We start from the raw sequence: 18,545 nt of genomic DNA, 5'->3' as shown, positions 1-18,545 counted from the left end.
CCCCGGACGCGGAAGGGAAGCGCCAATCACCGCTGTGCGCCGAATCGTTACCGTACCGACACCGCATACGCACCCGGGTGGCCAAAGTGCTGGGCAGACCGGGCGAGGCCGGGCCCCGCCCGGTGGTCGGCCGCGTGTGCCGGGCGCGGCCCGGGGCTCGCCCGTCCGGGCGCGTGGTCGGCTTTCCTGATAACCCGGTAGCGTTGGCGGACGGTTGCGACAGCGGGGTCAGAGGCGGGAGTGGGCGGCGATGCACAGCAGCGGACGCGGCGAGGAATCGCCGGAAGCGTACCGGGGCGCCGGCCACCCCTCAGGGCAGAACCAGCCCCCGGCGTACGGCGAGCACGTCCAGCCGGCCGGCGGCAGCCCTTGGGGCGCCGGGCCCGAACCGGCCGACGCCACGCAGATGCTGCCGCCCTATCCGGCCGGCCTGCCCGGATCCGCGGGCGGCCCCGGCCCCGTCCCCGGCGGCCCGGTCCCCATAGCCGACGCGACCCAGATGCTGCCCCCCTACCCGGGCGCCGACCCGTCCGCCGGGCCGCACCCCGGCGCCCCCGGACCCGTACTACCGCCGCAGGCGGCGGCCCCGGGACACCCGGGGGCCGTGGCGCCCGCCGAGGCCACGCGGGCGCTGCCGCTGCCGGGCTTCCCCGAGAACCAGCAGCCGTACGAGCAGCAGCAGCCCTACGCCCAGCAGGCCCCCCAGAGCTACGAGCAGCCGGCGTACGACCAGCGGCAGCCGTACGAGACCGGCTACGACCAGCAGCGGTACGGCGGCCCCCAGCAGCCCCCGCCGGGCCAGGGCGTCCAGGGCTACGGCCAGGAGTACGGCGGCGGCTACGACGAGCAGCAGTCCGGCCCCGCCCCCGCCCCGCAGCACGACAGCGACTACGATCACCTCTTCCGTACCGACGTGCCGAGCCCGCCCCCGATGCGGCAGCGGATCATCGCGCCGCCCGACCGGCAGCAGCAGGCCGCCCAGCCCGCTCAGCCGCAGTACGGGCAGCAGCAGCCCCCGTACGGGCAGCAGCCGGGCCCGTACGAACCCGGCTACGGCTACGACGAGAACGGCGGCCGGGGCGGCGGGCGGCGGATGTCCCCCAAGGTGGTGGCGGGTATCGCGGTGGCGGCCATCGTGGTGGCCGGCGTCGTCGTCGGCGGCCTGCTCAGCGGGGGCGGCGGCGATGACGACCCCGGTACCGCGGCCGGCAAGAGCACCGTCTCCACCGCCCCCAGCGTGTCCGCGGCCCCTTCCGGGCAGGCCGCCGGCAGCGGTGACGAGGCCGAGGTCGAGCAGCAGGCGAAGGCCCTCGACGCGCTGCTCGACACCAGCGGCGACAGCCGCAGCGCGGTGGTCGCCGCGGTCGCGTCGGTCAAGGACTGCAAGGACCTGTCCGGCGCCTCCGCCAGGCTGCGCGACGCCGCGACCCAGCGCACCGGGCTGGTGACCCGACTCGGCACCCTGTCGGTGGACAGGCTGCCGAACCACGCGGCGCTCACCGAAGAGCTGACCAAGGCGTGGAAGGCGTCCGCCGCCGCGGACGTGCACTACGCCAACTGGGCCGACCAGACGGGTTCCGACCCGGGCGCCTGCAAGGGCGGCCACGCCCGGTCCACCTCGGAGACCACCGCGGGCGACACCCAGAGCTACACCGCCACCACGCAGAAGAAGAAGGCGGTCAAGCTGTGGAACGCGATCGCCGGGAAGTACGGGCTCACCAAGCGGGAGTACCGGCAGCTGTAGCCGCGCCCGCGCCCGGCCGGCGGCTGGGCGCCGCGGCCGGCCGGCCCGTAGGCCCGCCGCCGGCCGGGCCCGTGGCCGCCGCCGGGTCCGCCGCCGCGCCCGCGCCCATCAGTACCCGCTCCTGCGCGTCCTGAGCGTCGCGGTCAGGTCCACGAAGCCGGGCCGCGCCGACACCAGCCGGCCGTTGACGATCCGCTGGTAGGTGACCTCGGTGTTGACCATCCGGGCGTGCTCGGGGACGGACTTCATGTCGTCGTCGGTCCAGCCGAGGTCCGGGGTCAGACCGCCGGTCGACAGGTGTGTGGTGCGGTCCATCGCCCGCTGCACGCCCTCCGCGTCCACCCTGGTCCCGGGGCCCATCGCCCGGACCACCCGGGCGAGCACCTGGTAGGCGATCCACGTGGTCTGCGCCCCGGGGTCGGCGAGGTCGATCCGGTCGTCGCCGAACGCGTACTTGTTGACGGCCGCTTTCATCCGGTCCCACCTGGGGTCGGAGGCGGGCGGGTACCAACTGGTGATGGAGGTGTGCTCCAGCGGGCTCTCCGGGCCGCCGGTGGAGTCGACCACCGACTGCTGGACGCTGCCGATCACCGACGACAGCTGGACCTTCGGCCGGGAGTCCCCGGTCCGGCGCAGCGCGTCGAAGAACGTACCGGTGTGGTCGCCGAGCACCGCCGAGACGCAGGAGGAGAGCTTGTTGTCGCCTACCGCCTGGGCGGCGACCGCGATGTAGTCCGAGGAGTCGTCCGCGGTGGGGATGTCGCGGGCGTCGGCGAGGCCGCCGACGTTCAGCCCGGTATCGAGGAACAGCGGGAACTGGTCGCCGGTGATCGAGTCGGGCCGGATCAGCGTCACCTTCTCGCACAGGTCCGCCAGCTGCCGGCCGCTGCCGGCCAGCAGCGCGGGCAGCCCGCCGTTGAGCGGGTACGACAGCAGGCTCTGGAACTCGTCCTCGGTGATGCCGTAGCCGCCGATGTACGGGATGCCGCTGGACTCCAGCGCGCTGGTGAAGGCCGAGCCCTGCTCGCTGTACGAGCCGACCACCGCGACCGCGCCCGCGTCGGCCGCCTGCCGGGCGCAGTCGGTGACCGCGACCGGGTCGTCCCGCTCGTTGCAGGTGAGGACCTCGACCTTGCGGCCGTTCAGCCCGCCCTGGGCGTTGAGGTACTTCTCCGCCACCTCCGCCATGGCGAGCATCCCCGGCATGTTGGTGGCCTTGGTGTCCACGGGCGCCCAGGTCATCACGACCACGGGCGCCGGGGAGCCGCCCGCGCTCCCCGGAAGCACGCCGCAGCCACTGAGCAGCGCGGATACGGCGGTGATCGCCACGGCGGCCATCCGGGTCCTGCGCACACGCCGGTCGGTCATGTCACCGGAACATTCCGGCTCGCCGCCAACGTCAGGGTGTCCGCGGCGTAATAAGCGGTCACTTTCCGGTGAATTACAGGTGCCGCCGTTCGCATGCGTACGATCTGCGACTGTGCAAGGTTCGGAGAAGTCTTCCCGTCGCGGCCGTGCCTCCTCCACGATGGGGGGCATGCCACTCAACGACATGCCGTGGTGGCGCTGGCGCAGCAATGTGCGCTCCGCGTTGCACATGATCAGTGACCCGGTGTTCCAGCGGGACGTATGGCAGGCCGGCCACGACGGCTACGGAGACGTCACCGACGCCGTGTACCGGCTCGTCGAGGACACCTGGCTCGACAACTGGTCCGCCGAGAAGTACCTCGGCACGATCTTCCGCGACGCCCAGGAGGCGGCGCTGGTCGACGTCGCCGTGCTCCGGGTGCTGAAGATCCTGCACCAGGTGGGCGCCGACGCGCCCGCCGGCGCCTATGTGGAGCACCCCGCCTGGCCGGACGCGGTCCGGGCGGCCCGCGAGGCGCACGTACGGCTGGCCACCGCCGACGGCGAGGATCCGGACGTGCCGCCGCGGTCGCTGGAGGTGCTGGCGATATACAACCGCACGGTCGCGCCCTGAGGTGGCCCGGCACGGCACGCGCCAGGCGCCCGGCGGGTTCCGTTCCGGTTGCCGGACAGGACTGCCCAGCGGCCCGGCGCTGTGCCAGGCTGGCGCGGTGAACGATCAGCAGCCGCCGCAGCCGGCCGAACCGCAGTCGCCGTCGCAGTACGTCCTGACCCTGTCGTGCCCCGACAAGCAGGGCATCGTGCACGCGGTCTCCAGCTATCTCTTCATGACCGGCTGCAACATCGTCGACAGCCAGCAGTTCGGCGACCAGGACACCGGGCTGTTCTTCATGCGCGTCCACTTCTCCGCCGAGTCCGAGGTGACCGCGGACAGGCTGCGGGCGAGCTTCGCCGCGGTGGGCGGCGCCTACCACATGGACTGGCGGATCCACCCGGCCGCCGAGCGCATGCGCGTCGTCCTCATGGTCAGCAAGTTCGGCCACTGCCTGAACGACCTGCTGTTCCGGACCAGCATCGGCGCCCTGCCGGTGGAGATCGCCGCGGTCGTCTCCAACCACACCGACTTCCGGGACCTCGTCGGCTCCTACGGCGTCCCGTTCCACCACATCCCCGTCCCCCGTGACGGCAAGGCGGACGCGGAGGCGCGGCTGCTGGAGGTGGTGGAGAAGGAGGGCGTGGAGCTCGTCGTCCTGGCCCGCTACATGCAGGTGATCTCCGACGACCTGTGCCGCAGGCTGTCCGGCCGGATCATCAACATCCACCACTCCTTCCTGCCGAGCTTCAAGGGCGCCAAGCCGTACCACCAGGCGCACGACCGGGGGGTGAAGCTGATCGGCGCGACGGCGCACTACGTGACGGCCGACCTGGACGAGGGACCGATCATCGAGCAGGAGGTCGAGCGGGTCGGGCACGAGGTCACGCCCGAGCAGCTCGTCGCCATCGGACGGGACGTGGAGTGCCAGGCGCTGGCCCGGGCGGTGAAGTGGCACAGCGAGCACCGGGTGCTGCTCAACGGGCGGCGCACGGTCGTCTTCGGCTGAGCCGTCGGCCGGGCCGGGGCGTGCCGCCGGCCTTCGGGCCTTCGGGCCTTGGGGCCGGAGTGTTCCGCCGGGCCGTGCCGGGCCGCCGGGCCCGGGTGGGCGGGCCCCGGCCCGAGGAGCCGACCGCCGCGGGCCGGGGCCCGCCGGCCCGGTGTCCTCAGAGGCGGGACAGGGACGCGGTCGCGAACAGCATGTCCCTGATCACCGCGCGGTCCCCGCGCTGGCCCGCCGCGATCCGCTCCGGCTCGATGTGGCCGGCGGCGAGCTGGCAGAACTCCACGCTGTCCATGGCGACATGCGCGACCGCTTCCTCCCCGGAGGTCGGCGCGCCGGGTGAGTCCACCGGCAGGTACCAGTCGCCGCCCCCGTCCCCCTCGATCTCCAGGTGCAGCGAACGGCCCGGCGCCCCGGCCGGCACCAGCCTGGACGCGGAGATGGCCAGTCCGGCCCGGCGCCGGTCGGCCAGCACGGTGGGCAGCATCCGGGCGGCCAGGTCGATCATCCGGTTGAGGTCGCGCGGCGCGGGCGGGTCGTACGGGTAGTCCACCGCGTCGGCTATGTCCCAGGCGTGCATCCAGCACTCGAAGGCCCGGTCGAGGAACGCGTCCCGCAGCGGCAGCGCGAACACGCCGTAGTCCACGGCGAGGCCGGCGGCCCCGCGGCCGGCGAAGGAGACGGTACGGATCAGGTGGTGGCTCTGCTCGCGCCACAGCGAGTGCAGGGTGACGCCGGGCAGATGCCGCTGGGCCGCCCAGAGGGCGGCGGTCCGCTCCCACGGTTCGAGCGGGAGCTCCGCGTCCTGGCCGCGGGTCCGGCGCAGGCGGACGCGGGCGGTGTGCGGTGCCGCGTCGGGGCCGGGCGCCGGCAGGCCGAGCCCACGGCCCACCAGGCTGTCCACGGCGGTCAGGTGCGCGATGACCCCGCCGACGGTGAGCTCGCGGGTCACCGGGACGCCGTCGAACCAGCGCAGCTCGACCGGCGCCTGCCAGTAGCTGCCGCCGAGGTCGCGCAGCAGCGCGTCCAGCCGGGCGGTCTCGGCGTCGTACGGGCCCGCCCACTCGGGTACCGGGATCCGGGCCGGGCGGCGGCCGAGGCAGCCCTCCAGCACCCGGATCCGCAGCAGCGGGTCGAGGTCGAGCGACTCCTCCGGGTGTAGCAGGCCGACCGCCTCGCGCAGCCGCTGCGCTTCCTCGGCGCAGCCGGCGCAGTCCGCCAGGTGCGTCTTGACGGCCTGCGCCTCCTCGGGCGAGCAGACGGACAGGGCCCACGCGCCGAGCAGGGACTTCAACGTGCCGTGGTCGTACGGGTGGGGCGGCCCGGCGGTTCCGGGCGGGCCCGGGGCCGCGGGCGGTTGCCCGGTTCCGGGCGGCTCGGCGGGTTCCGGTGCCTGGGCCGGTGCCTGGGCCGGTGCGGGTGGCCGGGAGGGGGCCGCGTCCGGGTCGCGCGGGCCGTGGGCGGAGCTGTCCGGGGTGCCGTCCTGCTGACGCTGGCGGGGGATGCGAAGCCGTCCGTCGCCGCCCTGTTCGCGGCCTCCGTCCTGGAACGCCGGACCGTTCACCTGCGGCCTCGCCCGGTACGCGGGTCCAGCGCCTCGTCCTGGCGCGCGCCGGGCTCCATCGCGCTGGACAGCAGCTGGAGGCCGAGCCGCAGCCGTCGGCGCGCCTCGTCCTCGCTGACCCCGAGGTCGGCGGCGGTCGCCCGGTAGTCCATCCGCTCGCGGTAGGCGAGTTCGAGCGCGGCCCGCAGCGGCGCCGGCATCGAGGTCACGATGAAGTCCGCCCGCGCCGCGGTGTTCGCCTCGCGGACCCGGGCCTCCACCTCGGACGCCGTGGACCGGCCGCGGCTTTCGTGCTGCCGCAGGTGGTGCACCGCGTGCCGCTGGGTGAGCGACGCGATCCACGAGCGCAGCGAGCCCCGCCGCGGCTCGAAGGCGTCCGGGTTCTCCCATATGTAGCCGAACACCTCGCGGGTGATCAGGTCGGCCGCGTCGTCGTCGTCCATCACCCGGTGTGCCAGACCGCGCACCAGCGAGGCGTAGCGGTCGTACAGCTCGCCGAGCGCCGCCGCCTCGCCCCGCGCCAGCCGCTGCTGCATCCTGCGGTCCCAGCGCGGTGGTGCGGGTGTTGCCATCTCCCGGCCCCTTCGGCTCGTCCGGCCGTCTGACACCGACGGTTGCGGCGTGTCTTCGGTTCGTACGACTGCGCTCGTCCATCGACGGTACCGGCCGGGTGCGACGGCGCACGCCGCTTTGCCGCAACCTGGCACCCTGTGTGATCGCTTTTGTCTGTCTGTTATCGGGGTGTGACCGCAAGAATGCAGAGTTACGACTGAGAACGGGCATAGGGTCCTGGAGACGACGATGCGGCAGCCGATGGCGAGGCGAGGTGGGGACCCATGCTGGTGACCCGGGCCGAGCAGGACGGCTGGGCGGTGGTGAAGGTCGCGGGCGAAATGGATCTGATCTCGTCACCGGCGGTCCGGCAGAAGGTCCATGAAGCGGTCGCGGACGGTCGCCGCAGTCTCGTACTCGATCTGGCCGAGGTACGTTTCTGCGACTCCAGCGGAGTGGGCGTGCTGATCGGCGCCCGCCGCCTGATGCGCTCCTGTGCCGGCCGGCTGCGGGTGGTCCTTCCGGCGGCCGCCGGCGGCGGTGAGGGGTCGCACGTCGACCGGGTGCTGGCCGCGCTGGGCGTACGCCGGTTGTTCGAGGTCTTCCCCGACCTCGCGGCGGCCACCGACGACACCGCCCGGCCGCTGTCGGCCTGACCGTCTGACTGACCGGCTCCGGCGCCCTGACTACGCTGGCCCCATGTCCGGTTCCGTGTCCCGTCTCACCTTCGTCCGGGGCGACGTCACCGAGCAGCGGGTGGACGTTGTCGTCAACGCGGCCAACTCCTCGCTGCTGGGCGGCGGCGGAGTCGACGGCGCCGTCCACCGCGCGGGCGGCCCGGAGATCCTCGCCGCCTGCCGGGAACTGCGCGCCGGCCCCTACGCCTCGGGGCTGCCCGCCGGCCAGGCGGTCGCCACCACCGCCGGCCGGCTGGCCGCCCGGTGGGTGATCCACACCGTCGGGCCGGTCTGGCGGCCGGACCGCGACCTCTCCGGGCTGCTGGCCTCCTGCTACCGCGAGTCCCTGCGCGTCGCCGATGAACTGGGCGCCACCGGCGTCGCCTTCCCGGCGGTCTCCACGGGGGCCTACGGCTGGCCGATGGAGGACGCCGCGCGGATCGCCGTCAAGACGGTGCGGGAAACCCCCACGTCCGTGGCGGAGGTCCGCTTCGTGCTCTTCGACGCCGAGGCATATGGGGTGTTCGCCGGGTATCGGTAGTCCACCAGGGGCCGGCGGGGGTCAAGCCGGCTCCCGGCGGGCGGCGTGTCGGGCTGTTCGGGCGCCGGTTACGGAGCGTCCGCACGGCGTCGTGTCCGATGCGTGACTTGTTACGCGGTGGAGTCGGCGGACACCTCGGGTACGCTCCATCGGGTGCGTGCGTGTTCAGGGAGTTCTCATGGTGCCGCCCGGCCGAGCCGGGCGGAGAACGACCATGGGCGCGCGCTTCGGCCGCCGCGCCGTACCGAACGTCGCACGCACGCCCGCCCGCGCCGGAACATGCCCGAGGCGCTTGGCGGTGTGACTGTAGGTCGATCATGCTGTGTGAAGCCAGAGTCACGTACGGTGACGTCGGGCTCCCGTGAGGTCTCATGGCCGCCGGTTCGGATGGTGTGAACAGTGCAGGTGCTTCAGGTTCAGCTGGAGATCGGCGTCGACCCCGCGGAGGTGGGGCGCGCTCGCCGTTGGGCCCGGTCGCGGCTGGTGGGCTGCGGTATAGGCGCCGATGAGCCGATGGCCGAGACGCTGATCCTGCTCATCTCGGAACTGGTCACCAACGCGGTGGTGCACACCGGCTGTCCGGCCGTACTGCGGATGCTCTTCCCGACCGCCCCCGCCGCCCCCGTACGGGTCGAGGTCGCCGACAACAGCGGGCTGCCCCCGGCACCCCGCCACGCCCGGCGCGACGACACCGGCGGTCGCGGTCTGGAGCTCGTCGACGGCCTCGCCGACCGCTGGGGGTGGCATTCCGAGGGCACCGGCAAGCACATCTGGTGCGAGGTCGACCGCGCCGCCGCCGCGGCCCTGACCTGATCCGACCTGATCCCGCTCCGCCGCGGGCCCGCGCCCCGGGCGCGGGCCGCTCGGCCCCGGCCGTCAGCCGCGGGCCGAGGTGTGGAAGGTGCGGCGGTAGGCCGACGGGGAGACGCCCAGCGCCACTTGGAGGTGCTGCCGCATCGAGGCGCCGGTCCCGAAGCCGGACTGGCGGGCGATCTGGTCCACACCGAGGTCGGTGGACTCCAGCAGCTGCCGGGCCCGCTCGACCCGCTGCTGGGTCAGCCACCGCCCGGGGCTGAGCCCGACCTCCTCGCGGAAACGCCGGGTGAAGGTCCGCACGCTCATCGACTCGCGCTCGGCCAGCTGCCGCAGGGTCAGCGGCTGCTCCAGCCGGTCCAGGGCCCAGGCGCGGGCCTGTTCGGTGCCGGCCATCCGGGGCTCGGGCAGCGGGCGGCGGACGTACTGGGCCTGGCCGCCCTCCCGGTGCGGCGGCACGACCGTCCGGCGGGCCACCCCGTTGGCCACCGCCGCGCCGAAGTCCCGGCGCACGATGTGCAGGCACAGGTCCATCCCGGCCGCCACCCCCGCCGAGGTCAGCACGTCGCCGTCGTCCACGTAGAGCACGTCCGGGTCGACCCTGGTCCGCGGGAACAGCCGTTGGAAGCGGTCGGTGCTCAGCCAGTGGGTGGTGGCGGGCCGGTCGTCGAGCAGCCCGGCGGCGGCCAGCACGAAGGCCCCGGTGCAGATCGACACCACGCGGGTTCCCGGCCGGATCGCGGCGAAGGCGGCGGCCAGGGGCGCGGACAGCCGGCCCTCGGCGTAGACCGACACGGGCTCGTGCGAGGCCGGCACCACCACGGTGTCCGCCTCGGCGAGTGCTTCGAGGCCGTGCGCGACCACGATCGGGAAATCGGCGGCGGTCGGCACCTCACCGGCCGCCAGACTGCACGTCACCACCTCGTACAGCTCGGCGCCGTCCTCCGTGCCGGTGGCGGTGCCGAAGATCCGCAGCGGGATGCCCAGTTCGAGGGGGATCACGCCGCCGAGGACGAAGACGGCGACCCGGTGGCGTCCCGGGTGCCGGAAGACGCCGCCGGCCGGGCGGCACGCCTCGGACCGCGTCATGGCCCGATTCTTGCATACCGTGGCCACTGGGCCACTCGTCCAACCTGCCTCCCCGCCCGGAGACTGATCATGTGACGCAGATATCCCCACCCTCCGCGCCGGCCGCCGGCGACCTCCCCGCCCCTCCCGCCGACCGCCCGCGCCTGGGCGTGCACCGCGCGTGGGCGGTCGCCGCCATCACCTTCGTGACGATCATCGGCGCCGCGGCCTTCGCCTCTTTGCCCGGTCTGCTGATCGACCCGCTGCACACCGAGTTCGGCTGGTCCCGGGGCATGATCGGCTTCGCGGTCTCCGTCAACCTGGCGCTCTACGGGCTGACCGCGCCCTTCGCCGCCGCCCTGATGGACCGCTTCGGCATCCGGCGGGTCGTCGCCGGCGCCCTGCTCATTATCGCGGTCGGCTCCGCGCTGACCGTGCGGATGACCCAGAGCTGGCAGCTCGTCGTCTGCTGGGGCGTGCTGGTTGGCCTCGGCAGCGGTTCGATGGCGCTCGCCTTCGCCGCGACCGTCACCAACCGGTGGTTCGAGGCCCGCCGCGGCCTGGTCACCGGCATCCTCACCGCGGGCGGCGCGGCGGGGCAGCTGGTGTTCCTGCCGCTGCTCTCCTGGATCACCGAGCACCACGGCTGGCGGCCGGCCGCCCTGACGGTGGCGGTCGCGGCGGTCGCGGTCGTGCCGTTCGTCTGGTTCCTGCTGCGGGACCACCCGGCGGACGTGGGTCTGGCACCCTACGGCGCGGCGCGGTTCGTGCCGAAGCCGCCACCGGTCGTCGGCGCCGCCGGACGGACGCTGCGTGCGCTGCGGGAGGCGGCGCGCACCAGCACCTTCTGGCTACTGGCCGGCACCTTCGCGATCTGCGGCGCGTCGACCAACGGCCTGGTGAAGACCCACTTCGTGCCCGCCGCCCACGACCACGGGCTGCCGGTCACCACCGCGGCCTCGCTGCTCGCCGTGATCGGGGTGTTCGACATCGCGGGCACGGTGGCCTCGGGCTGGTTCACCGACCGCCTGTCGCCCCGGCGGCTGCTCGCGATCTACTACGGACTGCGCGGACTGTCGCTGATGTTCCTCCCCGTGCTGCTCGGCGACAGCATCCATCCGCCGATGGTGCTCTTCATCGTCTTCTACGGCCTGGACTGGGTGGCCACCGTGCCGCCGACCATCGCGCTGTGCCGCGAGCACTACGGAGACAGCGGCGCCATCGTCTTCGGCTGGGTGCTGGCCGCCCATCAGATCGGTGCCGCCGCGGTCGCCTACCTCGGCGGCGTGGTGCGGGACACGTTCGGTTCGTACGACCTCGTCTGGTATTCCGCCGGCGCGTTGTGCGCGATAGCCGCGCTGATGTCCCTGGTCATCCGCCGCCGGCCGGTCGCCGTTCCCGCGCTGGCGGTCGTCGGGTGAACGCGCGGCGCACCGGCGGCCGTTCCGGGTGACGCCCGGATTCACCCGGGCGGGTGAGCGGCGAGGCTGCTCACCCACCCGCCGCCCACGGGACCGGCGGGGCGCCCGGTCGGTCCGGCGGCTCGGCCCTGCCGGTCGCTCAGCCCAGCCGGGCGGCCGCCTGTGCGATCTTCCGGGCGTCGATGGCCAGTTCCCGGAGCATCCCGCTGATCGGGTTGGTGAATCCGGTGAAGTACAGGCCGGGCGCGTCCGGCGGCGTCCTTGCGCCGTGTACCACCGGCCGCCCGCGGCCGTCGAGCACGCCGAGGTGGCCGACGAGCGGTTCGAGCCCGCGCCGGTAGCCGGTCGCGGCGATGATCACCTCGGGACTGATGCCGGTGCCGTCGGCGAGCCGCACCTTGTCGCCGTCCAACCGCTCGACGGCGGCGACCGGTTCGACCCGGCGGGACCGCACCGCCGCGATCAGGCCGACGTCCTGCACCGGGATCGCCCCGTCCAGCACCCGCGCGTACAGCCCCGTGTCCGGCCGGGGCATACCGTACCCGGACAGGTCGGGCACGCTCAGCCGCTCGATGTACGGGGCCAGCCGGTCCACCAGCCCGGCCGGCAGCCGCCGGACCAGGATGCCGCTGGCCTGCGCGGGCCAGCCCGCGGTGGAGCGGCGCATGATGTGCGGCGGCGTGCGCACCGCCAGCCGGACCCGGGCGGCCCCTCCCTCGGCCAGGTCCACGGCCACTTCGGCGCCCGTGTTGCCGACGCCGACCACCAGCACGTCCCGCCCGGCGTACGGGGCCGCGTTGCGGTAGCCCGAGGCGTGCAGAAGATCGCCGGGGAAGGTGTTTCGTCCCGGCCAGTCGGGTATGTACGGCGTGTGGTTGTGGCCGGTCGCCACCACGACCACCGGAGAGGTCAGCACCCGGCCGCCGGTCGCCGGCAGCGACCAGCCGGAGCCGGCCCTCTCCACCCGGGTCACCTCGATGCCGGTCGCTATGTCGAGGTCGTGGTGCTCGGCGTAGCGCTCCAGGTACCGCACGACGTCGTCCCGCCCGACCCAGCGCCCGTACGCCCGGGGGATGGGCAGCCCCGGCAGCGAGGACAGCCGCCGGGTGGTGTGCAGGTGGAGCCGGTCGTAGTGCTGGCGCCAGGACGCCCCGAGGTGGTCCGCGCGCTCCAGCACCAGCGGGCGCAGGCCCCGTTGCCGCAGTGCCGCCGCCGCGGCCAGACCGCCGGGACCGGCGCCGATGACGATGGCCTCGGGTGCCGCGGTGCTCGCCTGGGCACCGGGGTCGGCGGAGGTGGACTCGGACATGCGGAGCTCCTGGAAACCTGGGTTGTCTTACGAAAGGAAAAGGTGGTGTATCGGAAGGTAACCCCATCCGTGGGGCGAGCAGTAGCCCGCCGCGTGTCGGCCCGCGCGGCGCCCGCGCGCGGCCGTGGCCGGCGCGTTGGCGAACGGGCCGGGGGTGGAGCTGACGCGGCGCCCGCGCGCGGCCGTGGCCGGGCCGAGCAGCCCGGCGGACAGGACCGGCGGAACCCGGGGCGGCGAGGGCGCCGGAAGTACCGGGGGTGCGCAGGGCGCTGACGGGGTGGCGGGCGTCGTCCGGCGCGGGGCGCCCGGCTGCGACCGCCGTGGCGCGCTCACCGCGGCCGGCGGTGACGGAGACCGGACGGCGCCGCGGCTTAGCCGGCGCGGCGCCGGGGAGTCGGACCCGGGGGAACGGGGCCGGGACGAGGCGTCGCGCGGCGGCCTGCCCGGAGCCGGGCTGCTGCTGGTCATGCCGCACATGATGCCGGGTCGGCCGGGCCGCGCGTACGCCGCCTGCCGGCAGGGGGTCCGCTCGTGACGACCGGCTGCCGGGCGCCGCGGGACGGCGGGAGCCGGGGTGACGCGGGCGGCACGGGGACGGCCAGGAAGGGGACGCGGAGGCGGCACGGGGGTGCCGGGACGGATGGGGCGGCGGGCCGGGCGCCGGAAGCCGGCCGTGCGGGCGGCCGTCCCGCGCTGCTCCACCGGCTGCGCCGCCTACTTCACCGGTTTCTTCCCGGTCACCCCGAGGTGCACCAGCAGCGCCAGGTTCGGCTTCAGCTCGGCCTGCTTGACGCCGGTTCCGGTGAAACCCTTCTGGTGCGCGGCGACCGCGGCCAGCATGGCCACCAGCGAACCGGCGACGGCCGGGGCGCTGACCTCCTGGTCGACCCGGCCCTTGGACTGGAGGTCCTTGATGGAGTCGGTGAGCGAGCCGGTCACCGAGTTGAGGACCCGCAGCCGGATCCTGTTGAACCGCTTGTCGCCCTCGGCGGCGCCCAGGTCCACGACGCGTAGGATGGCGTCGTTCCTGCGCCAGAAGGAGAAGAAGCCGTCGACGAGTTCGCCGGCGGTCTGGGCGCCGGCCTTGCCCGCCCAGGAGCGGCCGGCCACCAGGTCGGTCAGCCCCGCCCCCTCCTTGGCCATCTCGTCGGCCAGCTCCAGGACGGCGCCTTCGACGTCGGGGAAGTACTGATAGAACGTGGCGGGAGAGGTGCCCGCCATCCTGGCGACGTCGATCACCTTGACGTCGCGGTAGGGCGACGTGCCGAGCATCTCGCCGAGGCAGTCCAGCAGCTTCTGCCGAGTGGCCTGCCCGCGGCGGCCCGCCACGCGGCCGTCGACGGTGCGAACTTGTCCTGTCATGCCGTCAGTTTACCGGCGGGTGATCAGCGCGCGATTTGGCCGCGTGCAAACGGGGAGGCACCTGTTCCACTTGATGAGTGTGCAGGTCAGTGCCCCTTTTGTGACCCCGTGTCGGACGCCTTTCCGGCCGGTCGCCAAGGGATGGGCGGGTGGTTCGTCCCCCCGTGGGAGGCGGTCGGGAAGCCCCTCGGGGCCGGCCGGCGAACCGCTCGCAAGAATTGACCATATGTTCGATTCCTCGCGTGTGCAGTGGGGAAGATCACTGATTACGGTGACTGCGACGACACCGCGTACATACGGAGAGGACCGAGGCCATGTCCGGAATCAGTGAAGGGGCCCCCTGTTGGGCCGATGTCGCCCTGCCCGATCCGGACGCGGGGAAGCGCTTCTACGGGGAGCTGTTCGGCTGGACTTTCCAGGACCAGGGTGAGGAGTTCGGGCACTACGCGATGGCCCTGCGCGACGGAAGGAACGCCGCGGCGCTGGCCGGCAAGATGAACGCGTCCACGCCCACCGCGTGGAGCGTCTACCTCGCCTCGTCCGACATAGGCAAGACCGCCGTGCGCATCCGGGAGGCCGGCGGCCAGATCGTCTTCGGGCCGGACGCGGTCGGCGACTCCGGCGCCATGATGGGCGTCATCGACCCCGGCGGCTCCTACCTGGGCGTCTGGCAGCCCGGCAGCCACACCGGCTTCGGTGTCGTGAACGAGCCCGGCGGCTTCAGCTGGACCGAGAACCTCACCCGCGAGGTGGACACCGTCGACACCTTCTACACCAGGGTGTTCGGGTACGACACCCAGCAGGTGGGCGACGGAGCGCACTTCGACTACCAGGTCTACTCGCCGCCCGGCGACCCCGAGCACCCGGTCGGCGGCCGGATGAGGCGCGCCGAGGACGACCCGGCGGGCCCGGCGGACGCCGGGTCCGCCTACCGGGTCTACTTCGCGGTCGAGGACTGCGACGCCGCCGCGGCCACCGTCCGCCGGCTCGGTGGCCGGGTGCTCCAGGAGCCCCGGGACTCGCCGTTCGGCCGGATGGCGGTCGTCGCCGACGACCAGGGCGCGCGGTTCGCGGTCATCGACACCACCCGCCGGGTCGGCGAGGCGCCCGCCCGGTAGCCACCGGCGGCCCCCGGGCCCGTACCCGTCCCGCCCCCGGGCGCGGATGATAACGAGTTCGCTCTCCGGGCGTGTCGGAGCGGCCCCGGGTTCGCAACCGGCGCCCATCCCAGGAACAATCAGGCCCGTACCCTGGCGTGGGAGCCGGCGAACGGCCACCCGCGGCCGAAGCGACACGGGGAACACGGGGAACGGCCGCAACAACGCGGGGTCACGGGGAGGTGGCAGGGCGATGATGGAGCAGCTGACGCAGCACGACCCGAGACGGATCGGCCCTTTCGAGGTACTGGGCAGGCTCGGCGCCGGCGGCATGGGGCTGGTCTACCTGGCCCGCTCGGCCTCCGGCCGCCGGGTGGCGATCAAGACCGTGCGCGCCGAACTGGCCGAGGACCAGCTGTTCCGGGTGCGGTTCACCCGTGAGGTGGAGGCGGCCCGCGCCGTCTCCGGCTTCTACACCGCCGCCGTCGTGGACGCCGACCCGCGCGCCGCCGTGCCCTGGCTCGCCACCGCCTACGTACCCGCGCCGTCGCTCGAAGAGATCATCAACGAGTCCGGGCCGATGCCCGCCCAGGCCGTACGGTGGCTCGCGGCCGGCATCGCCGAGGCGTTGCAGTCCATCCACGCCGCCGGGCTGGTGCACCGCGACATGAAGCCGTCCAACGTCCTGGTGGTCGAGGACGGCCCGCGCGTCATCGACTTCGGCATCGCCTCCGGCGTCTCCAACACCCGTCTGACGATGACCAACGTCGCCGTCGGCACCCCCGCCTACATGTCGCCGGAACAGGCCCGCGACTCCCGCAGCGTGCGCGGCGCCAGCGACATCTTCTCGCTCGGCTCCACCCTGGTCTTCGCCGCCACCGGCCACGCCCCCTTCCACGGCGCCAACCCGGTCGAGACCGTGTTCATGCTGCTGCGCGAAGGCCCCGACCTGACCGGGCTGCCCGACGAGCTGCGCCCGCTCATCGAGTCCTGCATGCGGATGGAGGCCGAGCGCCGCCCCACCCCCGCCGACCTGCAGGCGCAGCTCGCCCCGCACCTGTTCTCCTCCGGCGGCGACGACACCGGCACCGCCTCGGCCTGGCTGCCCCCGGGCGCGGTCGCGCTGATAGAGCAGCGCCGCAGCGGACGCCCGCCCCTGCCGCCCGGCAGCCGCGGCGCGCACGCCGCGGGCCCGCAGGTCCCGGTCAACGTGCCGCCCCCGCCGCCGTCACCGCCCCGCCCGGTCCAGACGTCGCGCGGCGGGCCCGCGCACGGCAGGGACAGCCGGCACCAGGAACCGGCCACCGCCGCCCCCGTCCAGCTGGCCGGGTCCGCGCCGATCGGCCCCGGACTGCGGGTCGCCGGCACCCGCCACAAGGCGGCGGCCGGCGCCGCCCCCGGCACGGAATGGGTGCGCCAGCGAGCCGGTTCCCACCGCGCGGGCGAGCCCGCCCCCGCCGCCGTCCCGGTGCCCGCGCCGGCTCCGCCCGCCGCGCCCGCGGGCGAGTGGCGGCCCTGGCGCTTCCGGATGTCCAACGACGTCTGGGGCACCCCGGTCGTCTCCGACGGCCTGCTCTACATCACCTCCTTCGAGGTCCACGCGCTCGACGTCGCCAGCGGACGCCGTCAGTTCAAGACCCGCGAGGTCGCCTGGACGATGGCCGTCGCCGACGGCCGGATCCACGCCTCCGACGGCCCCAGCCTCTTCGCCCTCGACGCGGCCGACGGCGCCGAGCGGTGGCGCACCCCGATCGACGGGTGGGTGTACGCGGTACAGGCCGCCGCGGGCACCGTCGTCAGCGCCACCCGCGGCGGCGGTGTCCAGGCGTGGGACGCCCACCGCGGCAGCCTGCGCTGGGAGCGGAGCGGCGCGCAGAGCGAGTTCGAGTCGCCGGACTCCGGCCCCACCGTCATCGGCAGGACCGTGTACTACCAGGGCGGCGGCCACCTGTACGCGGTCGACGCGCTGACCGGCGCCGAGCAGTGGTCGTACCCGGTCGGCGAGCCGGGCGCGGCCGGTTCCGTGCCGACCCGGCCGGTCGTGGCGGACGGCGTGGCGTACCTGACCGCCGGCACCCGGGTGCTCGCGCTGGACGCCCGCAACGGCACCGAGCGCTGGCACTTCGACGCGCCCGCGGTGATGTTCGCGCCGCCCGCGTACGTCCCCGGGCCCGGGGTGTCCGGCGGCGGCGTCTACGTCACCGACCACCTCGGCACGGTGTACGCGCTCGACCCCGCCGACGGCCGGGACCGCTGGCGGGTCGCCACCGAGCCGCGGCAGTCCGTCGAACCGGTGGTGGTCGCCGCCGGCGCGGTGCATCTCGGCGCGGGCAGCGCCCTGTACACGCTGGACGCGGTCAGCGGGACGCCGCGCTGGCGGTTCGCCGCGCAGGGCGAGGTGGTCGGATCGCCCGCGGTCGCCGAGGGCCGGGTGCACTTCGGCTCGAAGGACCACTGCCTCTACACGCTGGACGCCCAGGGCGGCCAGCTGCGGTGGCGGCTCGAGACCGGCGGCGAGATCACCGGGTCGCCGGTGGCCGCGGAGGGCGTGGTGTACGCGTGCTCCAAGGACCGCTGCGTGTACGCGCTCGACGCGGCGAAGGGCACCGGGGCGTCCGCCCGCCGGACCTGAGAAGGCGTCACCGCTCCCCGTGGCCGCCCCCGGGCTCGGGCGGTGGCGGCGGTCCGCCGGGCCGGTGGGGCGGCGGCGCGGGTGGGGCGCCGCCCCGGACCGTCGGCGGTCCGCAGTCCGGCGGCCCGCCGATCCCCGGCGGCTCACCGACCAGCGTCGGTTCCGCCTCGCCGGCGGGCGGGAGCGGGGGCGCATCCGGGCCGTACGGGTAGCGGCCGGGACACAACGTGTCGTAGCCGCCGCCGCCGTCGTACGGGAGGGCGGCCGGCTCGGTGAAGGCGGCCCGGCGAAGGCGCGGCGGGCGCCCGCCGACGAGGCGGGCGGCGAGGAAGAGCAGCAGCCCGCCGCCGACCGCGCCGGCCACTCCGGTGCCGAGCCCGTCGCCGCCCGCGGTCAGCGACCGCGAGAACTGGGCCTGGCGGACCATCCACAGCACGGTCGTCCCGAGTACCAGCACCCCGGCGAGCGCGACGACGTACCGCGAACGCATCAGCGCACCGAGCAGGGTGAGCAGGGCGGCGAAGCCCATCGGGAGGAAGAGGGAGCCGAGCGGGGCCGCGTCGTGCGCGGTCACCCCGACGCGGGTGAAGAGGTCGTCCACCCGGATGTCGGCGCCGCGCCGACCGCCGTACCAGGGCTGAAAGGCGCCCCAGACGGCGGCCGAGGCCCCGGCGAGGGCGAGGAGGCACCCCAGGATGCTGCGCGCCATCGGGTGCCACCGCCTTATGCCGCCGGTCCGGCCCCCTCGCGCCCGACGCTAGGTCCGCGCGCAGGGACCCGCCAGGCGAGCGCCTCCGCCGGA

Annotated in this window: 16 protein-coding genes; 9 read left to right on the top strand and 7 right to left on the bottom strand. The window is 74.5% G+C overall.

Annotated elements, in window-relative coordinates; all coding sequences use genetic code 11:
• Positions 1-250: 250 nt before the first annotated feature.
• Positions 251-1,744: a hypothetical protein gene (locus RLT57_RS10765; protein WP_311297154.1), complete on the top strand. Its 1,494-nt coding sequence runs from the start codon at positions 251-253 to the stop codon at positions 1,742-1,744.
• Between the two features lie 108 nt (positions 1,745-1,852).
• Here RLT57_RS10765 and RLT57_RS10760 read toward each other — a convergent pair whose 3' ends face one another.
• A complete protein-coding gene (locus tag RLT57_RS10760; RefSeq protein WP_311297153.1) occupies positions 1,853-3,112 on the bottom strand; it encodes an ABC transporter substrate-binding protein in 1,260 nt (419 codons plus the stop codon).
• Between the two features lie 160 nt (positions 3,113-3,272).
• Here RLT57_RS10760 and RLT57_RS10755 point away from each other — a divergent pair, with 160 nt between their 5' ends.
• A complete protein-coding gene (locus RLT57_RS10755) occupies positions 3,273-3,725 on the top strand; it encodes an SCO4402 family protein (RefSeq protein WP_432759750.1) in 453 nt (150 codons plus the stop codon).
• A 97-nt stretch (positions 3,726-3,822) separates the two neighbouring features.
• Positions 3,823-4,713, top strand: a complete 891-nt coding sequence (gene purU / locus RLT57_RS10750; protein ID WP_311297151.1) for a formyltetrahydrofolate deformylase — start codon at positions 3,823-3,825, stop codon at positions 4,711-4,713.
• Between the two features lie 157 nt (positions 4,714-4,870).
• On the opposite strand, the gene RLT57_RS10745 is transcribed toward purU, so the two are convergent.
• Both RLT57_RS10745 and RLT57_RS10740 read right to left on the bottom strand, forming a co-directional pair.
• Positions 4,871-6,001: a zf-HC2 domain-containing protein gene (locus tag RLT57_RS10745; RefSeq protein ID WP_399128436.1), complete on the bottom strand. Its 1,131-nt coding sequence runs from the start codon at positions 5,999-6,001 to the stop codon at positions 4,871-4,873.
• Positions 6,002-6,267: 266 nt separating this feature from the next.
• Positions 6,268-6,843: a sigma-70 family RNA polymerase sigma factor gene (locus RLT57_RS10740; protein ID WP_311297150.1), complete on the bottom strand. Its 576-nt coding sequence runs from the start codon at positions 6,841-6,843 to the stop codon at positions 6,268-6,270.
• Between the two features lie 264 nt (positions 6,844-7,107).
• Here RLT57_RS10740 and RLT57_RS10735 point away from each other — a divergent pair, with 264 nt between their 5' ends.
• The 3 genes from RLT57_RS10735 (at position 7,108) to RLT57_RS10725 (ending at position 8,854) form a co-directional block, all read left to right on the top strand.
• Positions 7,108-7,479 carry an STAS domain-containing protein gene (locus RLT57_RS10735; protein WP_311297149.1) on the top strand — a complete coding sequence of 124 codons (372 nt, stop codon included), beginning with the start codon at positions 7,108-7,110 and terminating at the stop codon, positions 7,477-7,479.
• A 43-nt stretch (positions 7,480-7,522) separates the two neighbouring features.
• Positions 7,523-8,041 carry an O-acetyl-ADP-ribose deacetylase gene (locus RLT57_RS10730; RefSeq protein WP_399128433.1) on the top strand — a complete coding sequence of 173 codons (519 nt, stop codon included), beginning with the start codon at positions 7,523-7,525 and terminating at the stop codon, positions 8,039-8,041.
• Positions 8,042-8,440: 399 nt separating this feature from the next.
• Complete coding sequence (locus RLT57_RS10725; protein WP_311297148.1) at positions 8,441-8,854, top strand: ATP-binding protein; 414 nt, start codon at positions 8,441-8,443, stop codon at positions 8,852-8,854.
• Between the two features lie 63 nt (positions 8,855-8,917).
• Here the strand turns inward: RLT57_RS10725 and RLT57_RS10720 are convergent, their stop codons facing one another.
• Positions 8,918-9,943: a GlxA family transcriptional regulator gene (locus RLT57_RS10720; RefSeq protein WP_311297147.1), complete on the bottom strand. Its 1,026-nt coding sequence runs from the start codon at positions 9,941-9,943 to the stop codon at positions 8,918-8,920.
• Positions 9,944-10,014: 71 nt separating this feature from the next.
• Between RLT57_RS10720 and RLT57_RS10715 the strand changes: the two genes are divergently transcribed.
• Complete coding sequence (locus RLT57_RS10715) at positions 10,015-11,343, top strand: MFS transporter (RefSeq protein WP_399128431.1); 1,329 nt, start codon at positions 10,015-10,017, stop codon at positions 11,341-11,343.
• Positions 11,344-11,482: 139 nt separating this feature from the next.
• Here RLT57_RS10715 and RLT57_RS10710 read toward each other — a convergent pair whose 3' ends face one another.
• Together RLT57_RS10710 and RLT57_RS10705 are read right to left on the bottom strand one after the other, a co-directional pair.
• On the bottom strand, positions 11,483-12,652 hold the full coding sequence (locus RLT57_RS10710) for a flavin-containing monooxygenase (RefSeq protein ID WP_311297146.1): 1,170 nt from the start codon (positions 12,650-12,652) through the stop codon (positions 11,483-11,485).
• 714 nt (positions 12,653-13,366) lie between these two features.
• Positions 13,367-14,014, bottom strand: a complete 648-nt coding sequence (locus RLT57_RS10705) for a TetR/AcrR family transcriptional regulator (protein WP_311297145.1) — start codon at positions 14,012-14,014, stop codon at positions 13,367-13,369.
• A gap of 314 nt (positions 14,015-14,328) precedes the next feature.
• Here RLT57_RS10705 and RLT57_RS10700 point away from each other — a divergent pair, with 314 nt between their 5' ends.
• Together RLT57_RS10700 and RLT57_RS10695 are read left to right on the top strand one after the other, a co-directional pair.
• Entirely contained in the window at positions 14,329-15,132 is an 804-nt protein-coding gene (locus RLT57_RS10700; protein WP_311297144.1) for a VOC family protein, read from the top strand.
• A gap of 232 nt (positions 15,133-15,364) precedes the next feature.
• The gene (locus RLT57_RS10695; protein WP_311297143.1) at positions 15,365-17,743 is read left to right on the top strand and encodes a serine/threonine-protein kinase; all 2,379 of its coding nucleotides are present in this window, start codon (positions 15,365-15,367) and stop codon (positions 17,741-17,743) included.
• A gap of 7 nt (positions 17,744-17,750) precedes the next feature.
• Here RLT57_RS10695 and RLT57_RS10690 read toward each other — a convergent pair whose 3' ends face one another.
• Positions 17,751-18,452, bottom strand: a complete 702-nt coding sequence (locus RLT57_RS10690; protein WP_311297142.1) for a hypothetical protein — start codon at positions 18,450-18,452, stop codon at positions 17,751-17,753.
• Between the last annotated feature and the right edge of the window lie 93 nt (positions 18,453-18,545).

It is taken from the genome of Streptomyces sp. ITFR-21, assembly GCF_031844685.1.
In the GTDB taxonomy this organism is placed as follows: Bacteria; Actinomycetota; Actinomycetes; order Streptomycetales; family Streptomycetaceae; genus Actinacidiphila.
The sequence above is the reverse complement of the archived record's forward strand: the minus strand, read 5'-3'. Positions and strand labels throughout refer to the sequence as shown.